At 71.0% G+C, this 20,770-nt stretch carries 18 protein-coding genes and 2 tRNA genes; 10 read left to right on the plus strand and 10 right to left on the minus strand.

What is annotated here, in order from left to right; genetic code table 11:
- On the plus strand, window positions 1-3,363 hold the full coding sequence (locus E0W78_RS00155; protein WP_131401844.1) for a polysaccharide deacetylase family protein: 3,363 nt from the start codon (window positions 1-3) through the stop codon (window positions 3,361-3,363).
- Between the two features lie 121 nt (window positions 3,364-3,484).
- Here the strand turns inward: E0W78_RS00155 and E0W78_RS00160 are convergent.
- The 5 genes from E0W78_RS00160 to gyrB all read right to left on the minus strand — a co-directional run bounded on the left by E0W78_RS00160 (window position 3,485) and on the right by gyrB (window position 8,978).
- Window positions 3,485-3,557 (minus strand) — tRNA-Ala (locus E0W78_RS00160).
- Window positions 3,558-3,702: 145 nt separating this feature from the next.
- Window positions 3,703-3,780: transfer RNA gene (locus E0W78_RS00165), tRNA-Ile, on the minus strand.
- A gap of 74 nt (window positions 3,781-3,854) precedes the next feature.
- Window positions 3,855-4,409 carry a DUF3566 domain-containing protein gene (locus E0W78_RS00170; RefSeq protein ID WP_131401845.1) on the minus strand — a complete coding sequence of 185 codons (555 nt, stop codon included), beginning with the start codon at window positions 4,407-4,409 and terminating at the stop codon, window positions 3,855-3,857.
- A complete protein-coding gene (gene gyrA, locus E0W78_RS00175; protein ID WP_131401846.1) occupies window positions 4,406-6,952 on the minus strand; it encodes a DNA gyrase subunit A in 2,547 nt (848 codons plus the stop codon). Before gyrA ends, E0W78_RS00170 begins: the two co-directional genes overlap by 4 nt.
- 52 nt (window positions 6,953-7,004) lie before the next feature.
- Window positions 7,005-8,978, minus strand: a complete 1,974-nt coding sequence (gene gyrB / locus E0W78_RS00180) for a DNA topoisomerase (ATP-hydrolyzing) subunit B (protein WP_242686155.1) — start codon at window positions 8,976-8,978, stop codon at window positions 7,005-7,007.
- Window positions 8,979-9,193: 215 nt separating this feature from the next.
- Between gyrB and E0W78_RS16675 the strand changes: the two genes are divergently transcribed.
- Complete coding sequence (locus tag E0W78_RS16675) at window positions 9,194-9,979, plus strand: phosphatase PAP2 family protein (protein WP_207392555.1); 786 nt, start codon at window positions 9,194-9,196, stop codon at window positions 9,977-9,979.
- On the opposite strand, the gene E0W78_RS00190 is transcribed toward E0W78_RS16675, so the two are convergent.
- The 5 genes from E0W78_RS00190 to dnaA all read right to left on the minus strand — a co-directional run bounded on the left by E0W78_RS00190 (window position 9,976) and on the right by dnaA (window position 15,680).
- Window positions 9,976-10,545 (minus strand): DUF721 domain-containing protein, encoded by a 570-nt coding sequence (locus E0W78_RS00190; protein WP_131401848.1) that lies wholly within the window; start codon window positions 10,543-10,545, stop codon window positions 9,976-9,978. The genes E0W78_RS16675 and E0W78_RS00190 overlap by 4 nt on opposite strands.
- A complete protein-coding gene (recF, locus tag E0W78_RS00195) occupies window positions 10,538-11,659 on the minus strand; it encodes a DNA replication/repair protein RecF (protein WP_131401849.1) in 1,122 nt (373 codons plus the stop codon). Before recF ends, E0W78_RS00190 begins: the two co-directional genes overlap by 8 nt.
- 1 nt (window position 11,660) lies before the next feature.
- Complete coding sequence (gene gnd / locus E0W78_RS00200) at window positions 11,661-12,590, minus strand: phosphogluconate dehydrogenase (NAD(+)-dependent, decarboxylating) (protein WP_131401850.1); 930 nt, start codon at window positions 12,588-12,590, stop codon at window positions 11,661-11,663.
- Between the two features lie 46 nt (window positions 12,591-12,636).
- Window positions 12,637-13,779 carry a DNA polymerase III subunit beta gene (dnaN, locus tag E0W78_RS00205; protein ID WP_131401851.1) on the minus strand — a complete coding sequence of 381 codons (1,143 nt, stop codon included), beginning with the start codon at window positions 13,777-13,779 and terminating at the stop codon, window positions 12,637-12,639.
- 425 nt (window positions 13,780-14,204) lie between these two features.
- A complete protein-coding gene (gene dnaA, locus E0W78_RS00210; protein ID WP_131401852.1) occupies window positions 14,205-15,680 on the minus strand; it encodes a chromosomal replication initiator protein DnaA in 1,476 nt (491 codons plus the stop codon).
- Window positions 15,681-16,024: 344 nt separating this feature from the next.
- Between dnaA and rpmH the strand changes: the two genes are divergently transcribed.
- The 8 genes from rpmH (at window position 16,025) to E0W78_RS00250 (ending at window position 20,727) form a co-directional block, all read left to right on the plus strand.
- Complete coding sequence (rpmH, locus tag E0W78_RS00215; RefSeq protein ID WP_019144060.1) at window positions 16,025-16,162, plus strand: 50S ribosomal protein L34; 138 nt, start codon at window positions 16,025-16,027, stop codon at window positions 16,160-16,162.
- 3 nt (window positions 16,163-16,165) lie between these two features.
- Complete coding sequence (gene rnpA / locus E0W78_RS00220; protein ID WP_131401853.1) at window positions 16,166-16,510, plus strand: ribonuclease P protein component; 345 nt, start codon at window positions 16,166-16,168, stop codon at window positions 16,508-16,510.
- On the plus strand, window positions 16,507-16,749 hold the full coding sequence (yidD, locus tag E0W78_RS00225; protein ID WP_131401854.1) for a membrane protein insertion efficiency factor YidD: 243 nt from the start codon (window positions 16,507-16,509) through the stop codon (window positions 16,747-16,749). Before rnpA ends, yidD begins: the two co-directional genes overlap by 4 nt.
- Window positions 16,734-17,714, plus strand: coding sequence for a membrane protein insertase YidC (gene yidC / locus E0W78_RS00230; RefSeq protein ID WP_131401855.1), 981 nt, complete (start codon window positions 16,734-16,736; stop codon window positions 17,712-17,714). The genes yidD and yidC overlap by 16 nt, the downstream gene beginning before the upstream one ends.
- On the plus strand, window positions 17,711-18,175 hold the full coding sequence (locus tag E0W78_RS00235) for a R3H domain-containing nucleic acid-binding protein (RefSeq protein ID WP_131401856.1): 465 nt from the start codon (window positions 17,711-17,713) through the stop codon (window positions 18,173-18,175). Before yidC ends, E0W78_RS00235 begins: the two co-directional genes overlap by 4 nt.
- Entirely contained in the window at window positions 18,172-18,792 is a 621-nt protein-coding gene (rsmG, locus tag E0W78_RS00240; protein ID WP_131401857.1) for a 16S rRNA (guanine(527)-N(7))-methyltransferase RsmG, read from the plus strand. Before E0W78_RS00235 ends, rsmG begins: the two co-directional genes overlap by 4 nt.
- 94 nt (window positions 18,793-18,886) lie before the next feature.
- On the plus strand, window positions 18,887-19,843 hold the full coding sequence (locus tag E0W78_RS00245) for an AAA family ATPase (protein ID WP_131401858.1): 957 nt from the start codon (window positions 18,887-18,889) through the stop codon (window positions 19,841-19,843).
- Complete coding sequence (locus E0W78_RS00250) at window positions 19,843-20,727, plus strand: ParB/RepB/Spo0J family partition protein (protein WP_131401859.1); 885 nt, start codon at window positions 19,843-19,845, stop codon at window positions 20,725-20,727. The genes E0W78_RS00245 and E0W78_RS00250 overlap by 1 nt, the downstream gene beginning before the upstream one ends.
- Window positions 20,728-20,770 lie beyond the last annotated feature (43 nt).

Raw genomic sequence — 20,770 nt, forward strand, 5'->3', positions numbered from 1 at the left:
GTGCACTCGACATCCATCCCCCGCGCCCGCTCCGCGCGCACGTCCACCGCCCTCGTGGCGGTGCTCGCGCTCGTGGCGGGCTTCCTGTCGGTCGTGGTCTCGGCGACCGCGGCCAGCGCCGCCGGTACCGCGGTCGTGAGCCTCACGTTCGACGACGGCAACGTCGACCAGAAGACCGCTGCGGACCTGCTGTCCGCCCGCGGCCAGGTCGGCACCTTCTACGTCAACTCCGGCACCATCGGCACCGCCGGCTTCATGTCCAAGGCCGACCTGCTCGCGCTCGAGGCCGCCGGCCACGAGGTCGGCGGCCACACCGTCACCCACCCGGACCTGGCCACCCTCCCCGCCGCCGAGGTGAAGCGCGAGGTCTGCCAGGACCGCTCCACCCTCAAGGGCTGGGGGCTGAAGGTCCGCAGCTTCGCGTACCCGTTCGCATCCATGTCGGCGACGGCGAAGCAGACGGTCAAGGACTGCGGCTACAACAGCGCCCGCAACCTCGGTGACATCGAGTCGCGATTCGGCTGCGCCGGCTGCGCCAAGGCCGAGACCATCCCGCCGGCCGACCCCTACGAGACCAAGGCGCTCGACCAGCACGACGACACCTGGACCCTGGACGACCTCAAGGCCGGCGTCACGAACGCCGAGGCCGCAAGCGGCGGCTGGGTGCAGTACACGTTCCACCGGGTGTGCGCGAGCGGCTGCGGGGAGCTCAACGTCACCCCGACGGTGCTGGCCCAGTTCCTGGACTGGCTCAAGGCCCGCGGCACCGAGACCCGGACCGTGGGTGCGGTCGTCGGCGGCGACGACAAGCCCGCGGTCGACGGCGGCACCTCCACCCCGAACCCCGACGCGAGCGGGCTGACCAACCCCGGCTTCGAGACGCTCGTCGAGGCCGGCAAGCCGGTCTGCTGGCAGACCAACGGCTGGGGCAGCAACACCGCCGCGTTCGACCTGGTCAGCCCCGGCCGCACCGGCAGCCGGGCCGGCCGCGTCAGGATGACCGCCTACACCGACGGTGACGCCAAGTGGACGCCCGCGCTCGACCTGGGCAGCTGTGCGCCCGAGGCGGTCAAGGGTGCCCAGTACGCGATCCGCGGCTGGTACAAGTCCACGGTGCCGACCCAGTACGAGGTCTACCTGCGCAACACCGCCGGCACCTGGAGCTACTGGACGTCCAGCCCGTCGTTCCCGGCCAGTGCCGGCTGGTCGTCGGCGGCGTTCACCACGCCGGCCATCCCCGACGACACCACCGGCATCAGCTTCGGTCTCAACATCGGGGCGGTCGGCGAGATCGTCGTGGACGACTTCTCGATCGCGTCCACGAAGCCGCTGAGCGCGGCCACGGTGGCGCCGACGGCTCCCGACGGCACGGACGGCTGGTACCGCACGGCGCCGAAGGTCACCGTGACGACGAGCACCGCCAACGCGTCGCGTGAGTACTCGGTCGTCAGCGGCCAGTGGCGCACGTACACCGCGCCGGTGACCATCGCCGAGGGCCCGTCGACCTTCGCCCACCGGGCGCGGACGTTCAACGCGACCGGGGACGCCACGACGATGACGTTCAAGGTCGACACCGTGAAGCCGACGGTGAGCGGCACCTTCGACGCCGCGACCCGCAAGGCGACGGTCAACGCCCTGGACGCGACGTCCGGCGTCGCGACCCGTGAGTACAGGATCGACGCGGGAGCCTGGACGCCGTACACCGCGGCGTTCGCCCTCGACGGCGGTGCCCACACCGTGACGATGCGGGCGACCGACGCCGCCGGCAACGTCTCGGACGAGAAGACGCTGGCCGTCGCGAAGGCCCCGGTCGTCACCTCGGCGACCGTCGCTCCTGCGACCGCGAACGGGCAGAACGGCTGGTACTCCAGCGCACCGAAGGTGACGCTCGAGGTGGAGTCGGGCGCGCCCGGCACCGTCGCCGAGTACCGCCTCGGTAACGGTCCGTGGACGGCGTACTCCGCGCCGTTCACCGTCCCCGACGGCGACGCGGCGGTGCAGTACCGCGGCCGTGACGCGTCCGAGACGGAGGCCGCGCACACGCTCGCGCTCAAGGTCGACACCACGGCGCCGACGCTCGACACCGCCTTCGACGACGAGACGCGCAGGCTGACCGTCACCGCGGGCGACGTCACCTCGGGCCTGGCCTCGGTCCAGTACCGGATCGGCACCGGCCCCTGGACGGACTACACCGAGCCGGTGGCCGTCGGCACCAAGGCCACGAGCGTCGACGTCCGGGCGACGGACAAGGCCGGTCACGTCACCGACCGCTCCGTGCCGGTCGCGAAGGTCGTGCTGCAGAGCAAGGCGGCGCTCGACCCGAAGGATCCCGACGGCAAGGCCGGCTGGTACGTCAAGGCGCCCCAGCTCGTCCTGTCCGTGCTGCGCGGCGGCGACGACGCCCGGCTGGAGTACTCGCTCGACGGCACCACGTGGAAGAGCTACTCCGCGCCGGTCGCCCTCCCCGAGGGACGCACGAAGGTCGAGTACCGCAGCGTCGACGACTCCGAGACCGAGCCGACGCGCTCCCTCGACGTCGCCGTCGACACCAAGGCGCCGAAGGTGACCGCGACCTGGGACGCCTCCTCGCGGGCGGTCACGGTCGAGGCCACCGACGACGGCTCCGGCGTCGCCTCGGTCGAGTACCGGGTCGGCGACGGCGCCTGGACGCCGTACACGAAGCCGGTCCCGGCCGGTGACGAGGCGGCGACGATCGAGGCCCGGGCCACGGACGAGGCGGGCAACGTGTCCGACCCGACCTCGGTCAAGGCCCCGGTGAAGGTGGACGCGGCGCGGATCACGGTCCGGCTGTCGGACTCCTCGGTGCGGCTCGGGACGAAGGTCGCCGGCATCGTCGCCGTCGGCTCGGCCCGCGGCGCCTCGAGCGGCACGGTCGACGTGCTGGTGGACGGGCGCAAGGTGTCGCGGCTGACGCTGCGCAAGGGTGCGGCGGCGTTCTCGCTGCGGACCGACCGGCTCAGGGTCGGACGCCACGCGCTCACCTTCCGCTACGCCGGCGACCGGGTCACCTCCGCCGGCGAGAAGAAGGTCGCGCTGGCGATCGGCAAGGCGCGGCCGAAGGTCGAGCTCACGCTCAACCGTCGCTCGGCCGGCACCGGTGACCGGCTCGTGGCCAAGGTCCGGCTGAGCGTGGCCGGCACCAGCCTGCGGCCCACCGGCACCGTCCGGCTCTCGATCGGCGGACGCACGGTCACCGTGCGGGTCTCCGAGCGGGACCGGGGCCGGGTCAGCCTCCGGCTGCGGGCACCGAGCCGGCCGGGCTCCTTCACGGTGAAGGCGTCCTACCGCGGCTCGTCGTCGTACCTGAAGGCGGACGACACGGTCCGGCTGCGGGTGCGCTGACACCGAGACCGACGGCCCGCGCCCCTCGGGGGACGCGGGCCGTCGGCGCGCCCGGCTCGAGGCCCTGGGCCACGACGCAGAAAGGACCGCCGGTCGTCGACCGGCGGTCCTGTTCATCGGGTGGAGCCGAGGGGACTCGAACCCCTAACCCCCTGCATGCAAGGCAGGTACGCTACCAATTGCGCCACGGCCCCGTGGCGGTCCGGCTCAGATGGAGTCGGTTCCCTGTGCCCACGCGTCGGTGCTGCTCGCCTTGCGACGGCGGGCCATAAACACCAGGCCGCCGACGGCCAGGACCGCGAGAATCTTCTTCATGGGGTCCTCCTGGAGGGGTGGGGATGGTGGGCCTAGCTGGACTTGAACCAGCGACCTCTTCCTTATCAGGGAAGCGCTCTAACCAAGCTGAGCTATAGGCCCGTACCGACGAGAAACACTACCCCACGCACCTCGCGGTCCCCAATCCGGGGTGGGGGTGGTGCTCCCGTCGCGCCTCAGGCGTCCTCGGCCAGCGTGACCGTGATGCCGCCGAGCAGCTGCGCGGCGAGGTTGTACAGGTGCGCCGCGATGGCCGCGACGGCGGTGGAGATCAGGACGTTGATCGCCGAGATCACCAGGGTGAGCCCGACCAGGCGGCCGAAGCCGAGGTAGTCCTTGATGTCGAAGGAGCCGCTGTCGTCGCTCAGGACGGCGGTGACGGTCGAGTTGACCTGGTCCCACACGCCGGCGATCGACAGCACCGACCACAGCACGGTCATGGCCACGACGGCCACGATCATGAGCGCCACCGACAGGGTGAAGACGGTCTTCACGACCGACCACGGGTCGAGCCGCACCAGGCGAAGCCGCGCCTCGCGGCTCGCGCCGGCCTTAGCGGTCGGAGCGGCGTCGGTGGACGCCTTGCCCGCCGCGGCCGAGCGGTCGCCCTGCTCGTCGCGGATGACCGGGATGACCGCGGTCTCGTCGGCGCGTCCGGCACCCGAGCGCGGCCGCGACACGGCGGTCACGTCCTGGCGGCCGAGCCCTCGGCTGGCCTGCTGGTCGCTCATGCGTCATCCCCCTGGGACTCGGTGGTGGTCTCGTCGTCGCCCTCGATGGCGGCCTCGACGGCGCTCTCGGTGTTGCGGGCGATGGTCACGACTCGGTCGTCGCCCTTGAAGGTGACGAACTTGACCCCCATGGTGCCACGCCCGGTCGCCTTGACGCCCGACACGAGGCTGCGCGTCACCTGCCCGCGCTCGGTGACCGAGATGACGTCGTCGCTGTCGACCAGCACCAGGCCGCCGACGAGGACGCCGCGTCCCTCGCTGATCTGCATGGCCTTGATGCCCAGGCCACCGCGCCCCTGCAGGCGGTACTCGCGCACCGGCGTCTTCTTGGCGAAGCCGCCGTCGGTGACGGTGAACACGTACAGCTCGGGCTTGTCCTCGTCGTCCTCGTCGCCCGCCCGGATGACCGAGAGCGAGAGCAGCTCGTCGCCGTCGCGGAACTTCATGCCGGTGACGCCGGACGTCGCGCGGCCCATCGGGCGCAGCTGCTCGTCGTCGGCGCGGAACCGGATGGCCTGCGCCTTGCGCGAGATGAGCAGGATGTCGTCGTCGGGGCCGACCACGTCGGCGCCGATCAGCTCGTCGTCCTCGTCGCGGAAGTTGATCGCGATGACGCCGGCCTGGCGCGGGCTGTTGTAGTCGACCAGGCGGGTCTTCTTGACCAGGCCCTTGCGGGTGGCCAGCACCAGGTACGGCTGCGCGTCGTAGTCGCGGATCGCCAGCACCTGGGCGATCTCCTCGTCGGGCTGGAAGCTCAGCAGGCCGGCGACGTGGCCGCCCTTGGCATCGCGCCCGGCCTCGGGCAGGTGGTACGCCTTGGCCCGGTAGACCCGGCCCGCTGTGGTGAAGAACAGGATCCAGTGGTGGCTGGTGGTGGAGAACATGTGCTCCACGACGTCGTCGCCGCGCAGGGTCGCGCCGCGCACGCCCTTGCCGCCGCGGTTCTGCAGCCGGTACTGGTCGGTGCGGGTGCGCTTGGCGTACCCGCCCTTGGTGATGGTGACCACGACCTCCTCGTCGGGGATCAGATCCTCCATCGACAGGTCGCCGGCGTCCGCGGTGATGATCGACCGGCGGTCGTCGCCCCATTTGTCGGCGATGTCGGCCAGCTCGTCGCTGACGATCTGCCGCTGCCGCTCGGGCTTGGCCAGGATGTCCTTGAAGTCGGTGATCTTGAGCTCCCAGTCGGCGAGCTCGTCCATGATCTTCTGCCGCTCCAGCGCCGCCAGGCGTCGCAGCTGCATGTCCAGGATCGCGTTCGCCTGCAGCTCGTCGATCTCCAGGAGCGCGATCAGGCCGCCGCGAGCCTCCTCGACCGTGGGGCTGCGGCGGATGAGCGCGATGACGTCGTCGAGCGCGTCGAGCGCCTTGGCCAGGCCGCGCAGGATGTGGGCGCGCTCCTCGGCCTTGCGCAGGCGGTACTCGGTGCGCCGGCGGATGACCTCGATCTGGTGCCGGATCCAGTGCGTGATGAACGCGTCGAGCGTGAGCGTGCGCGGCACGTCGTCGACGATCGCCAGCATGTTGGCGCTGAAGTTCGTCTGCAGCTCGGTGTGCTTGTACAGGTTGTTCAGCACGACCCGGGCCACGGCGTCGCGGCGCAGCTCGATGACGATGCGCCGGCCGGCCCGGTCGCTGGACTCGTCGCGCAGGTCCGAGATGCCCTGCAGGCGGCCGCCGTTGACCAGGTCGGCGATCTTGCGCATGAGCGCGTCCGGGTTGACCTGGTAGGGCAGCTCGGTGACGACGAGCTGGAGCCGCCCCTTGGCGTCCTCCTCGATGTTGACGACCGCGCGCATCGTGACCGAGCCACGACCGGTGCGGTACATCGACTCGATGCCCTGGGTGCCGACGATGAGCGCGTGGGTCGGGAAGTCCGGACCCTTGATGCGCTCCATGAGCGCCTCGAGCAGCTCCTCGCGCCCGGCGTCGGGGTGGGCGAGCGCCCACTGGGCGCCCGCCGCGACCTCGCGCAGGTTGTGCGGCGGGATGTTGGTGGCCATGCCGACCGCGATGCCCGCGCTGCCGTTGACCAGCAGGTTCGGGATGCGCGAGGGCAGGACGGTCGGCTCCTGCGAGCGGCCGTCGTAGTTGGCCTTGAAGTCGACGGTCTCCTCGTCGATGTCGCGCACCATCTCCATGGCGATCGGCGCGAGCTTGCACTCGGTGTACCGCATGGCGGCGGCCGGGTCGTCGCCCGGCGAGCCGAAGTTGCCCTGGCCGAGGATCATCGGCGCGCGCATCACCCACGGCTGCGCCAGGCGCACGAGGGTGTCGTAGATCGCCGTGTCGCCGTGCGGGTGGTACTGACCCATGACGTCACCGACGATGCGGCTGCACTTGGAGAAGCCGCGGTCGGGACGGTAGCCGCCGTCGTACATCGCGTAGAGGACGCGACGGTGGACGGGCTTGAGCCCGTCGCGGACGTCGGGCAGCGCGCGCGACACGATCACGCTCATCGCGTAGTCGATGTACGAGCGCCGCATCTCGTCGGTCAGGCCGACGGGCTCGATCCGGTCGCCGCTGGTGGGGGTCTCGGTCACGGTTCAGGTGCTCCTGTGGAGTGCGGTGGAAGGTCGACGGGACGCGGCGGCGTCAGATGTCGAGGAAGCGGACGTCCTTGGCGTTCTTCTGGATGAAGTCGCGGCGCTGCTCGACGTCCTCGCCCATGAGGACCTGGAAGATCGTGTCGGCCTGGATGGCGTCCTCGAGGGTGACCTGGCGCAGGACGCGGGCGTCCGGGTCCATCGTGGTCTCCCACAGCTCGGAGGCGTTCATCTCGCCCAGACCCTTGAACCGCTGCACCGGCGCCTCCTTGGGCAGGCGGCGCCCGGCCTCCTCGCCGGCGGCCAGCAGCGCGTCGCGCTCGACGTCGGAGTAGGCCAGCTCGTGGGCGTGGTTGCTCCACTTGATCTTGTACAGCGGCGGCTGCGCCAGGTAGACCTTGCCGGCCTCGATGAGGTCGTAGAAGTAGCGGAACAGCAGCGTCAGCAGCAGCGTGGTGATGTGCTGACCGTCGACGTCGGCGTCGGCCATGAGGACGATCTTGTGGTAGCGCAGCTTGGCGATGTCGAAGTCCTCCTGGACCCCGGTGCCCAGCGCGCTGATGATCGCCTGGACCTCGGCGTTCTGCAGGATGCGGTCGATCCGCGCCTTCTCGACGTTGAGGATCTTGCCGCGCAGCGGGAGGATCGCCTGGGTGCGCGGGTCGCGGCCGTTCTTGGCCGAGCCACCGGCCGAGTTGCCCTCGACGATGAAGATCTCGCACTCCTCGGGGCTGCGCGAGGAGCAGTCGGCCAGCTTGCCGGGCAGGCCGCCGCCACCGAGGAAGCCCTTGCGGTTGCGGGCCAGCTCCTTGGCCTTGCGCGCGGCGAGCCGGGCGCTGGCGGCGTCCATCGCCTTGCGGACGATGATCTTGCCCTCGTTCGGGTTCTGCTCGAACCAGGCGGCGAGCTCGTCGTTGACCGCCTTCTGCACGAAGCTGCGCGCCTCGCTGTTGCCCAGCTTGGTCTTGGTCTGGCCCTCGAACTGCGGCTCGGCCAGCTTGACCGAGATGATCGCGGTGAGACCCTCGCGGATGTCGTCGCCGGAGAGCTCGTCCTTGCCCTTGAGCAGGTTGTTGGCGTCGGCGAACTTCTTGACCGTGCTGGTCAGCGCGGTGCGGAAGCCCTCCTCGTGGGTGCCGCCCTCGTGCGTGTTGATCGTGTTGGCGAAGGTGTGGACGCTCTCGGTGTACGTGGCGTTCCACTGCATCGCCAGCTCCAGCGACATGCCGGCCGCCTCGTCCTCGCGCTCGAGGCTGATGACGTCGCGCTGGATCGGCTCGCGGCTGCCGGAGTTGATGAACTCGACGTAGTCGACCAGGCCCTTGTCGAAGCGGAAGGTCACCTCGCGCTCGGCGTCCTCGTCGTCCTCGCCGGCGTGGTCGCGCTCGTCGCGCAGCGTGATCTGCAGGCCCTTGTTGAGGAAGGCCATCTCGCGGAAGCGCGTCTTGAGCGTGTCGTAGGAGTACTCGGTGGTCTCGAAGATGTCGGCGCTGGCGTAGAACGTGTTCGTCGTGCCGGTCTCGTCGGTCTCCTCGTGACGCTCGAGCTCGCCGTCCGGGACGCCGTAGGTGAACGACTGCGTCCAGCGGTAGCCGTCGCGCTTCACGTCGATGTGCAGCTTCGTGCTCAGCGCGTTGACCACCGAGACGCCGACGCCGTGCAGACCACCGGAGACCTTGTAGCCGCCGCCGCCGAACTTGCCGCCGGCGTGCAGCGAGGTGAGCACCAGCGTGACGGCCGGAATCTTCTCGGTGGGGTGGATGTCGACCGGGATGCCGCGGCCGTCGTCGACGACCCGGATGCCGCCGTCGGCCTGCATGACGACCAGGATCTCGCTGGCGTAGCCGGCCAGCGCCTCGTCGACGGAGTTGTCGACGACCTCGTAGACGAGGTGGTGGAGTCCGCGCTCACCGGTGGAGCCGATGTACATGCCGGGGCGCTTGCGCACGGCCTCCAGACCCTCCAGGACCTGGATGTTGCTGGCGTCGTACGTCTGGCCCTGAGAATCCGGAGTCTGCGTCACCAGTCCAGTGTACCGGCCTCCTGCGCCGTCTGAGGGACACATGTGCCTCGCGACACGCGGTGGACGTCCGTCCACACCCGGCTGAGACGGACGAGACGGCCCCTCAGATCGGCTCGTGGACCGCCGACCAACCTCCGGTACGTCCTGGCGGCCGGTGGACGGCCCACGAGCCGGGCGGCGGCGCGCGGCTGGGTACGGCCCGGCAGAGTGGTGGCGTGCACCCGAACCACCGCCCGCTCGCCGCCGTGCTCACGCTCGTCGGCGCGGTCGTCGCCGTCCTGCAGCTGGTCCGCCACGCGCTGCTCGACGCCGACGGCCAGCAGCTCGACCAGGACGCGATGGAGGCGGTGTGGGCCGGCACCGACACCCGCGACACCCTGCTCAGCGTGCTGGGCTACGTGTCGATCGGCTCGGCCGCCGCGGTGCTCGCCGCCTGCGTCGTCACCGCGCTGGCGCGGCGGAACGTCGGTCTCGCCGTCGCCGCCGTCGTCCTGGTGGCCGGCGCCAACCTGACCACCCAGGTGCTCAAGCACAGCGTGCTGGAGCGTCCCGACCTCGGGCTCGGCGACCACAACAGCCTGCCCAGCGGGCACGCGACGGTGGTGACGAGCGTGCTCGTCGCCGCCCTGCTCGTCGCGCCGCGCACGGTCCGCCCCGTGCTCGGCGCCGCGGGCGGGTTCCTGGCGACGTTCGTCGGCACGTCGATGCTGGTGGCCGGATGGCACCGGCCGGCCGACCTGCTCGTCGCCGCCTTCGTGTGCCTGGCCTGGCTCGGCCTGGTCTGCCTGGTGCTCCCCACCCGCTGGCGTCCGGCGCTGCTGACCCTGCTCACGGCGCTGCTGGGCTCGGTCGCCGCGGGCGTCGTCGTGGTGGTCGTGGGCGTGCGGCCGACCGACGGATGGGCGGGCGCGGCCGAGGCCGCGGCGGTGCTGGGCGGCACCGGCGTCGCGTTCTCGCTCACCCTGGCCCTGGCCGCCGGCTTCCGCCCGGTGCGCGCCTAGCCGTAGGTGTCGCGCGGGCCGCGCCCGCCCCGCACCGACCGGCGGCCCGTCTTCCAGCTCGGTCCCTGGGGTCCGCGGACGTCCAGGAAGATGACCGAGCCCTGCCCGATCTCCTCGTTCAGCCGGGCCAGGATGCGTGGGGCCAGCAGCTTGATCTGCGTCGCCCACGCGGTCGAGTCCGCCTGCACGGTGAGCCGGCCGTCCTCGATCTCGACCGCGTGGCAGTGCTGCGCCACCTCGTCGCCGACGATGCGCGGCCAGTCGCCGATCGCCCGGTGGGTCGCGAGGTCGTCGGTCCAGCCCTGCGACGAGACGAGCGCGTCCAGGTGCTGCGCGAGCGGGGACGCGTCCTCCCGCTGCGGCCGGTAGGGCTTGGCCGCGCGTCCGCCGGACCGGCGCCGGCGGCGCGGCTGGCTCGGGGTGGTGCGGTAGGCGTCGGCGATCTCGCGGGCCAGCGACAGCCCGTCCTCGGGCTCGGGCGCGGCCGGGGAGGGCTCGGCCGGGGAGGGCTCGGCCGGGGCGGGATCCGCCGGACGCTCGGGGGTCGCGTCGGGTCCGTCAGTCACGCTTCACCACCCCCTGTTCCACGTGGAACACCTGTCCCGTCAGCCCGCCGGGGACGTCCTCCAGCACGGCGGCGGTGACCAGCACCTGCTCGGCGTCGCCGACCAGGGCGGCCAGCTGGTCGCGGCGTCCGCGGTCGAGCTCGGCGAAGACGTCGTCCAGCACGAGCACCGGGTCGTCGCCGTCCTCGCGCAGCAGGGCGAACGACGCCAGCCGGAGCGCGAGCGCGAACGACCACGACTCGCCGTGGCTGGCGTACCCCTTCGCCGGGAGGTCGCCCAGGGTCAGCACGACCTCGTCGCGGTGCGGGCCGACCAGGCTGACGCCGCGCTCGAGCTCGTCGGGACGGCGGCGCTCGATCTGGGCGAGCATCGCCTCGCGCAGCTCGGCCGGCTCGCGCGCGTCGGCCAGGTCGAACGACGGTCGGTAGGTGGCGGTCGCGGTGCGGCGGTCCGCGGCGGCCAGGGCCGCGACGTTCACGTACGCCTCGGCCAGGTGCGGGGCGAGCGCGTCGAGCAGCCGGATGCGCGCGGCCATCAGCTCCCCGCCCGCGGTGGCCAGGTTCTCGTCCCAGATGTCCAGGGTGCTCAGCTCGGCACGCCGGTTGCGGCCGGCGGTCTTCAGCAGCGTGTTGCGCTGGCGCAGGATGCGGTCGTACTCGGCCCGCGTGCCGGCCAGCCGCGGGGTCTGCAGCACCATGAGCGCGTCCAGGAACGCGCGCCGGTCGGACGGGTCGCTCTTGACGAGGGCGAGGTCCTCGGGCGAGAAGATCACCGTGCGCAGGATGCCGACGACGTCGCGCACCCGAGGCAGCGGCGAGCGGTTGACCCGGGCACGGTTCGACTTGCCCGGCAGCAGCTCGACCTCGAGCAGCGCCGACCGGTCGCCGCGCTGCACCTCGACGCGGACGACCGCGCTGTCGGCGCCGGCCCGCACCAGGGGAGCGTCCGAGGACACCCGGTGCGAGGCCAGCGTCGCGACGTAGTCGATGGACTCGACCAGGTTGGTCTTGCCCTGCCCGTTGGCGCCGACGAAGACCGAGACTCCCGGGTCGAGCTCGATCTCGACCGAGTCGTAGGAGCGGAAGTCGTGCAGGGCCAGACGGGTGACGTGCATGTCAGACGGGGTCGGAGGCGTCCGCCGAGGCGGGGTCCAGGCCCTCCTCCTGCGCCGCGCGCACCGCGTGACCGCCGAACTGCTGACGCATGGCGGCGACCGCCTTCATGGCGGGGGACTCCTCCTGGCGCGAGACGAAGCGCGCGAACAGGGAGGCGGCGATGGTCGGGGTGGCGACGGCGTTCTCGATGGCCGCCTCGACCGTCCAGCGTCCCTCGCCGGAGTCCTCGGCGTAGCCGCGGATCTTCGACAGGCCCGGGTCCTCCTCGAGCGCCTTGACCAGCAGGTCCAGCAGCCAGGAGCGGACGACGGTGCCCTCGCGCCAGGAGTCCATCACCTCGGTGACGTTGTCGACGAGGTCGACCTTCTCCAGCAGCTCCCAGCCCTCGGCGTAGGCCTGCATCATCGCGTACTCGATGCCGTTGTGGACCATCTTGGAGAAGTGGCCCGCGCCCACACGACCGGCGTGGACGAAGCCGGAGTCGCCCTCGGGCTTGAGCGCGTCGAAGGCGAACTGCACCTTGGCGATGTCGTCGGCCGAGCCGCCGGCCATGAGCGCGTAGCCGTTGTCCAGGCCCCAGACGCCGCCGCTGACGCCGCAGTCGACGAAGCCGACCCCGCGCTCGTCGAGCACCTGGGCGTTGATCTCGTCGTCGGTCCAGCGCGAGTTGCCGCCGTCGACGACCACGTCGCCCTCGCGGAGCAGGGCGCCGACCGCGCGGACGGTCTCCCGGGTGGGGTCGCCGGCCGGGACCATCACCCACACGACGCGCGGGGCGTCGGCGGGCAGCGCCTCGACGAGCGCCTCGAGCGAGTCGACGTCACGGACGTCGGGGTTGTGGTCGAACCCGACGACGGTGACGCCGGCGTTGCGCAGACGGGTGCGCATGTTGCCGCCCATCTTGCCGAGACCGATGAGGCCGATGTGCACGCGGACCAGAGCTCCTCGCGGGGGTGGGGGTGGGTGGTGGACCGGGTCAGCTCTGCAGCCGGACCGGCATGATCAGGTAGCGGAACGCGAAGTCGGGGACGGCCCCGACCTCGGGGACGCCGGCCAGGGCGGCCGGCTTCGTGTGCTGGGTGAAGGCCAGGTGGACCACCGGCTCCTGCATGACCGACAGGCCCTCGAGCAGGTAGCTGGGGTTGAAGCCGATCGAGATGTCCGGGCCCTCGATGGTCGCCTCTATCGACTCCGAGGCCTGCGCCTCGTCGCCGCTGCCCGCCTCGAGCAGCAGGCTGCCGTCGGAGAACGTCAGGCGGACCGGGGTGTTGCGCTCGGCCACCAGCGAGACGCGGCGGACGGCCTCGACCAGCGACTGGGTCGCGACGTAGGCGACCGTCTCGCCCTGGGTGGCGAACAGCTGGCGCACCCGCGGGAAGTCGCCCTCGAGCAGACGGGTCGTGGTGCGGCGGGTGCCGGTGCCGACCGTGCCCTCGAAGCCGATGAGCCCGTCGCCGGTGTCGCCGGTGGCGATCGCGATGGTCACGTCGCTGCCCGAGACGAGCGACTTCGCGGTGTCGGTGAGCACGCGGGCCGGGACGAGCGCGTGGGCGGTGACGTCGTTCTGCTCGGGGGCCCAGACCACGTCGCGCAGGCTGGCGCGGAAGCGGTCGGTCGCCATGAGCGAGATCGTCGAGCCCTCCATCTCCAGGCGGATGCCGGTGAGCAGCGGCAGCATCTCGTCGCGACCGGCGGCGGCACCGGCCTGGGCGACGGCCTGGGCGAACTCGTCGGACTTCACGGTGCCCGACGAGCTGGGCATCGTCGGCAGCTGCGGGTACTCCTCGACCGGGAGCGTCTGCAGGCTGAAGCGCGAGGCGCCGCACGTGAGCGCGACCTTCGTGCCGTCCAGCGTCAGCTCGACCGGCTTGTTCGGCAGCGACTTCACGATCTCGGCGAGCAGACGGCCCGAGACGAGCACGCGGCCGTCGTCGATGACCTCGGCGGGGAGCGTGGCGCGGGTGGACGTCTCGTAGTCGAAGCCCGAGAGCGTGAGCCCGTCCGGACCGGTCTCGACGAGCAGGCCGGCGAGGACCGGGACGCTCGGACGGTGGGGCAGGCTGCGGGCCGTCCATGCCACGGCGTCGGCGAGCGCGTCGCGTTCGATCCGGAATCTCACCTGGTGTCGCCTCTCGGAAGGTCGTGCTGCGGGGGAACGACACGAATCCTGCCACGGCTCCGGGGGTCGGGGATACCGGACCTCGGCGGCCCGACGTCCACAGGAACACGGGTCGTCCTGCTTTGGCCCTTCGCCCGGTATGTAGTTCTGTCGTAGTCGTAGTAGCCGGTGTGGATGTCGTGGAAAACCGCTGTTTGTGCAGGTGGGAGCTGGTGCCGGGCCGTGGACAGGGTTGCGGGCGGTCGCGTGGACGACGCCCCGTCGGGTGTGGACGTGTCATTCGTCCCCACACGCGACCCACCGTCGTCCCCCGTCGCGTCCACAGCCGTCCGGCGATGTGCACAGGTCTGTCCCCAGCTGTGTAAACACAAAAAAAGTGCCTCCCGGGTGATTCGGGGAGGCACTTTCGGGTCGATCGGGACGGTTCAGCCCTGCTTCGCCTGCTGCTTGATGCGGTTGGTGAGCTCGGTGACCTGGTTGTAGACGGCGTGCTTCTCGGCCATGAGCTTGCGGATCTTGCGCTCGGCGTGCATCACCGTGGTGTGGTCGCGTCCGCCGAACTCCTGGCCGATCTTGGGCAGCGACATGTCGGTGAGCTCGCGGCACAGGTACATGGCGATCTGGCGCGCCTGCACGAGGTTGCGGCTGCGGTTGGTGCCGCACAGCTCGTCGATGGAGAAGTTCGAGTAGGCGGCGGTCTGGGCCATGATCAGCCCGGCCGTGACGTCCGGCTCGCCACCCTCGGGGATGAGGTCCTTCAGCACGATCTGGGCCAGCTGCAGGTCGACCGTCTGGTTGTTGAGGTTGGCGAACGCCGTCGCGCGGATCAGCGCACCCTCGAGCTCACGGATGTTCGTCTGGACCTTGCTGGCGATGAACTCCAGCACGTCCGCCGGCGCCGTCAGCTTCTCGATGGCCGCCTTCTTGCGCAGGATCGCGATGCGGGTCTCGAGGTCGGGCGGCTGGACGTCGGTCGTCAGGCCCCACTGGAACCGCGTGCGCAGGCGCTCCTCGAGGTGGTCCAGGTACCGCGGGTGGCGGTCGGAGGTCATGACGATCTGCTTGTTCTCGTTGTGGAGCACGTTGAAGGTGTGGAAGAACTCCTCCTGCGTCTCCTTCTTGTTCTCCAGGAACTGCATGTCGTCGACGAGCAGGACGTCGGTCTCGCGGTACTTGCGCTTGAACGCGGCCTGGCGGTTGTCGCCGATGGAGTTGATGAAGTCGTTCGTGAACTCCTCGCAGTTCACGTAGCGCACGCGCGTGCCCGGGTAGAGGTGGAGCACGTAGTGGCCGATGGCGTGCAGCAGGTGGGTCTTGCCCAGTCCGGAGTCGCCGTAGATCATCAGCGGGTTGTACGCCTTGCCCGGCGCCTCGGCGACCGCGACGGCAGCGGCGTGCGCGAAGCGGTTGGACGAGCCGATGACGAAGCGGTCGAAGATGTAGCGCTGGTTGAGCCGGGCCTCGGCGGCCGAGCCGCTGCGGGGCGGGGCCGCGGTCTGGCGACCGGCCCAGCTGGGGACGAACTCCTCGTCCTCGTCGTCCTCGTCGTCGTCCTCCACCTCGGCCACGGACGGCTCCGGCGTCTTGACGTCAAATCTATTTGTCGACAAGTCGTTATGACTACTGCCAGGCTGCTCGGCGATCGACGGGTCCACCGTGACCCCCAGGCGGATCGGCTGCCCGTAGGCGGCGCTCAGCGACTCCTCCAGCGCGGCCCGCACGCGGGTCTCGAGCTGGGTGCGGGTGAGGTCGTCGGGCACGGCCACGATGAGCGTGTTGCCGTGGAGGGTGACCGGCCGGGCGGAGTAGACCCACACCTTCATCCCCGGGGACAGCGTCTCGACGGTGCGCGACCACGCCTCGACGGCGTCGTTCTCGTCGGTGGTCCCCGGATCGCTCATGTCTCCCCTTGTTCGCATCCACATGATTTTCCACAAGGTGTGCATGTCCGGGGCCTCCGGGCCCTCGATGCTGTGGAAAAGCCCCCGCGACCCGGCGACGCTAGCAGCGTCGAGCGCTCGGTCACAAGTGGTTCGCTGGTTGAGGGGTCCACGGTACGGCGTGTCGTCTGGACGCTCGACGTCGGATCGTCTATTGCGCGCGAGTTTGACCGGACGGGAGGGCACCCGTACCGTTGGATAGTCGTTGTCACGACCACTGCCGCCTGCCCGCAGGACGTCTTGTCCGCGGGCGAGCGGTGGCGATCGAGCACCACGCCGCCCGTCGACGAAGAACAGGATCTCCCGTGAGCAAGCGCACCTACCAGCCGAACAACCGCCGTCGCGCCAAGAAGCACGGCTTCCGCCTCCGCATGCGCACGCGTGCCGGTCGCGCCATCCTCGCCTCGCGCCGCCGCAAGGGCCGCGCCGAGCTGTCTGCCTGAGCCTTGCTCCCGCGTGCGCACCGCATGCGGGCGAGTGCGAGCTTCCGGTCCGTCGTGCGCTCCGGCGTGCGTGCGGGCCGTTCGCATCTCGTGGTGCATGCGTCCACGGCCCCGGGCCCGGTCGAGGTCGGCTTCGTCGTGAGCCGCCGCGTGGGTCCGGCCGTGGTGCGCAACCGCGTCAAGCGCCGGCTGCGTGAGCTGGTGCGCGAGCGCCTCGACACGCTGCCCGCGGACGCGCACCTGGTGGTGCGCGCGCATCCCTCGGCCGCCCAAGCCACCTCGGCCGAGCTCGGCGCGGACCTCGACTCCGCCCTCTCGACCGTCGCGCGACGTCTGGTGACGTCGTGAAGCACGTCCTGGTCGCGCTGCTCAAGGGGTACCGGCTGGTGATCAGCCCGATGTACGGCGACGTCTGCCGCTACTACCCCACCTGCTCGGCCTACGCCCTCGAGGCGGTGCAGACCCACGGCTCCGTGCGCGGCAGCTGGTACGCGGTCCGCCGTCTCGCTCGTTGCCATCCCTGGAGCGCCGGCGGTCTCGACCCGGTGCCCGTCCGTCACGGAGGAACTGAATGCTCGACTTCCTAGGGTCGATCGGCTCGGCCATCATGACGCCGCTGTACTACGCGGTGTCCGGCGTGCTGCTCGCCTGGCACTGGCTGTTCGCCCAGGTGCTGGACCCCGACTCCGGCTGGACCTGGGCGCTGTCGATCGTCGGCCTGACGGTCACGATCCGTGCGCTGCTCATCCCGCTGTTCGTCAAGCAGATCAAGAGCAGCCGGAACATGCAGCTGCTGCAGCCCAAGATCAAGGAGCTGCAGAAGAAGTACGGCCACGACCGCGAGCGCCTGGCCCAGGAGCAGATGAAGCTGTTCCAGGAGACCGGCACCAACCCGCTGGCCTCGTGCCTGCCGATCCTCGTGCAGATGCCGATCTTCTTCGCCCTGTTCCGCGTGCTCGACCAGGCGGCCAAGAACGGTGCCGAGGGTGCGCGCGGCTTCCTGTCCGGCGAGCAGGCCGAGAGCCTGTCCAACGCGATCCTGCTCGGCGGCAAGATCGCCGACACCTTCGTCAACACGAACCTGTGGGAGACCCGCATCCTCGCGGTGTTCCTCGTCGTGGCGATGTGCGCCACGCAGTTCACCACGCAGCGCCAGCTCATGGCCAAGAACATGCCGGCCGAGGCCCTCAACGGTCCCTACGCCCAGCAGCAGAAGCTGCTGCTCTACGTGCTGCCGTTCGTGTTCGCCATCTCCGGCGTCGCCTTCCCCATCGGCGTCCTCATCTACTGGACCACCACCAACCTGTGGACCATGGGTCAGCAGTTCTACGTGATCCGCCGCAACCCGGCGCCCGGCACGCCGGCGTTCGCCGCGAAGCAGGAGCGCGACAAGGCCAAGGGCAAGGTCGTCAAGGGCGAGGTCGTCCCGGCCGAGGAGCCGGAGACCCCCGAGCAGCAGCTGCGCCAGCGTCAGCAGCCGAAGAAGCAGCCGCGCAGCCAGCGCAAGAAGGGCCAGAACCCGCCGAACGGCGGAGGGAAGGGGAATCGATGAGCCAGGACAAGCTGATCCGCGAGGGTGACGTCGCGGCCGACTTCCTCGAGGGCCTGCTGGACATCGCGGACCTCGACGGCGACATCGACATGGACGTCGACGGAGACCGAGCCTCGGTGTCCGTGGTCGGTGGCGACCTCCGGTCGCTCGTCGGGCGTGACGGCGAGGTGCTCGACGCGCTGCAGGAGCTGTGCCGTCTCGCGGTCTACCGCGAGACCGGCGAGCGCAGCCGTCTGATGCTGGACGTCGACGGCCACCGTGCCGCCCGCCGGGCCGAGCTCGTGAAGCTGGCCGAGGAGGCTGTCGCGCAGGTCAAGGAGTCCGGCGAGCGCGTCGCCCTGGCCCCGATGTCGCCGTTCGAGCGCAAGGTCGTCCACGACGTCGTGGCCGAGGCCGGCCTCGGCAGCGAGTCCGAGGGCCTCGAGGCCTCGCGTCACGTGGTCGTGCTGCCCGCGTCGTGACGGTTTCACGTGAAACGACTCCCCCGCCCGCCGCGCACGAGCTGTTCGGCGACCGGCTGGCGCCCATGGGCGTCTACGCCGACCGGCTGGCGACCGACGGGGTCGAGCGCGGGCTGATCGGACCACGCGAGGTGCCGCGGCTGTGGGAGCGGCACCTGGTCAACTGCGCCGTCGTGCTGCCGCGCGTGGCCGAGGGCGTCACGGTCGCCGACGTCGGCACGGGCGCGGGGCTGCCCGGCCTGGTCTGGGCCATCGCCCGCCCCGACCTGCAGGTGACGCTCATCGAGACCCTGCAGCGACGCACGATCTTCCTCCAGGAGGTCGTCGACCAGCTGGAGCTCAGCAACGTCCGTGTGCTGCGTTCTCGCGCCGAGGACGTGCACGAGACGTACGACGTCGTCACGGCGCGGGCCGTGGCCCCGCTGGCCCGCCTCGGCCGGTGGTGCCTGCCGCTGGTGGCGCCCGGTGGGGTGCTGCTCGCACTCAAGGGACGCTCGGCCGCGGACGAGGTCGACCGCGACGGAGCCGTGCTCACGAAGCTCGGTGCCCGGTCTATCGTGGTGACGACGTACGGCCCGCAGGACGACCCGACGACCGTGGTGGAGGTGGCGCGATGAGCGAGCCGACCGGATGGCCCTGGACGACGCCGCCGTCGCCCCAGCCCGTGGGCTGGCAGCCGACCGTTCCACGTGAAACGCAGGAGCCGCCTCGATGAACAACCCGCTCGGCGCACCGTCGGCCGGCGCCCTGGCCGGACCCGGCGCGGGTCTCGGACTGGACGACGCCACTCCCCTCGCACGCGAGGCCGCCGACCACGTGCAGCTCGCCGCCCGAGTCGAGCGCACGCAGCGCTTCGACCGTCCGGCGGACACCCGCATCTTCGTGGTCGCGAACCAGAAGGGCGGGGTCGGCAAGACCACGACGACCGTGAACGTCGCCGCCGCCCTGGCCATGCGGGGTCTGCAGGTGCTGGTCGTCGACCTCGACCCGCAGGGCAACGCGTCCACCGCCCTCAACATCCCGCACGCGGAGGGCACGCCCGGCGTGTACGAGGCGATCGTCGAGGGCGACGACATCGTCGACCTGGTGCAGACGTGCCCGGAGCACCCGACGCTCGACGTGCTGCCGGCCTCGATCGACCTCGCCGGCGCCGAGATCGAGCTGGTCTCGCTCGTGGCTCGCGAGTCCCGCCTGGACAAGGCGCTCCAGAGCTACCTGGACGTGCGCGAGCGGGCCGGGCGCCGGGTCGACTACGTGCTGATCGACTGTCCGCCGTCGCTGGGCCTGCTGACGGTCAACGCGATGGTGGCGGGCCGCGAGGTGCTGATCCCGATCCAGTGCGAGTACTACGCGCTGGAGGGCCTGGGGCAGCTGCTGCGCAACATCGACCTCGTCCAGGCGCACCTCAACCCGCGCCTGCAGGTCACCACGATCCTGCTGACGATGTTCGACGCCCGCACGAACCTCTCGGCCGGTGTGGCGCAGGAGGTGCGCGAGCACTTCCACGAGAAGGTGCTGCGCACGGCGATCCCCCGATCGGTGCGCATCTCCGAGGCGCCGAGCTACCAGCAGACCGTCCTCACCTACGACCCCACGTCCTCCGGGGCCCTGTCGTACCTGGAGGCGGCCCGCGAGATCACCGTCATGGCGAAACGGCTGGAGGACTGATGGCACGACGTGGACTGGGCCGTGGGCTCGAGGCACTGATCCCGGCGACGCCGGCAGAGGCGCAGGAGGCCGGGCTGCAGGAGATCGAGGGCGCCCGCTTCGCCGAGATCCCGCTGGGCCAGATCGTGCCCAACCCGCGCCAGCCGCGCCAGGTGTTCGACGAGGAGCACATGGCCGAGCTCGTGCACTCGATCCAGGAGATCGGGCTGCTCCAGCCGGTCGTGGTGCGCCAGACCGGCACCGACGCCTACGAGCTGATCATGGGCGAGCGCCGCTGGCGCGCCCACCAGCAGGCCGGCCTGGACACCATCGCGGCCGTCGTCCGGGAGACCCAGGACGAGGACCTTCTCCGGGACGCGCTCCTGGAGAACCTCCACCGCAGCCAGCTCAACCCGCTGGAGGAGGCGGCTGCCTACGAGGCGCTGCTCGACGACTTCGGCTGCACCCAGGAGGAGCTTGCTCGGCGGATCGGCCGCTCGCGCCCGCAGATCAGCAACACGCTCCGTCTGCTGCGCCTCTCCCCGGCCGTGCAGCGCCGGGTCGCCGCCGGCGTGCTCAGCGCCGGCCACGCCCGCGCCCTGGTCTCGATCGAGGACGCCGAGGTGCAGGACCGGCTCGCCCAGCGCGTCGTCGCCGAGGGACTGTCGGTGCGGGCCCTGGAGGAGATCGTCACCCTGGGACCGGACGGACGCGCCGAGCGGCGCACCAGCCGTCCGCGCCCGACGGCTCCCAAGCTGGCCGACGTGTCGGCCCGGCTCTCGGACCGGTTCGAGACCCGGGTCAAGGTCGACCTCGGTCGCTCCAAGGGCAAGATCACGGTCGAGTTCGCCACGCTCGAGGACCTCGAGCGCATCGTCGCGCTGATGGATCCGAAGACGTCCTAGAAAAGCAACAAGCCGACAAGTTGCCTTGTCGACTTGTTGCTTT

The organism is Aeromicrobium sp. IC_218 (genome assembly GCF_004336805.1).
Taxonomy (GTDB): Bacteria; Actinomycetota; Actinomycetes; order Propionibacteriales; family Nocardioidaceae; genus Aeromicrobium.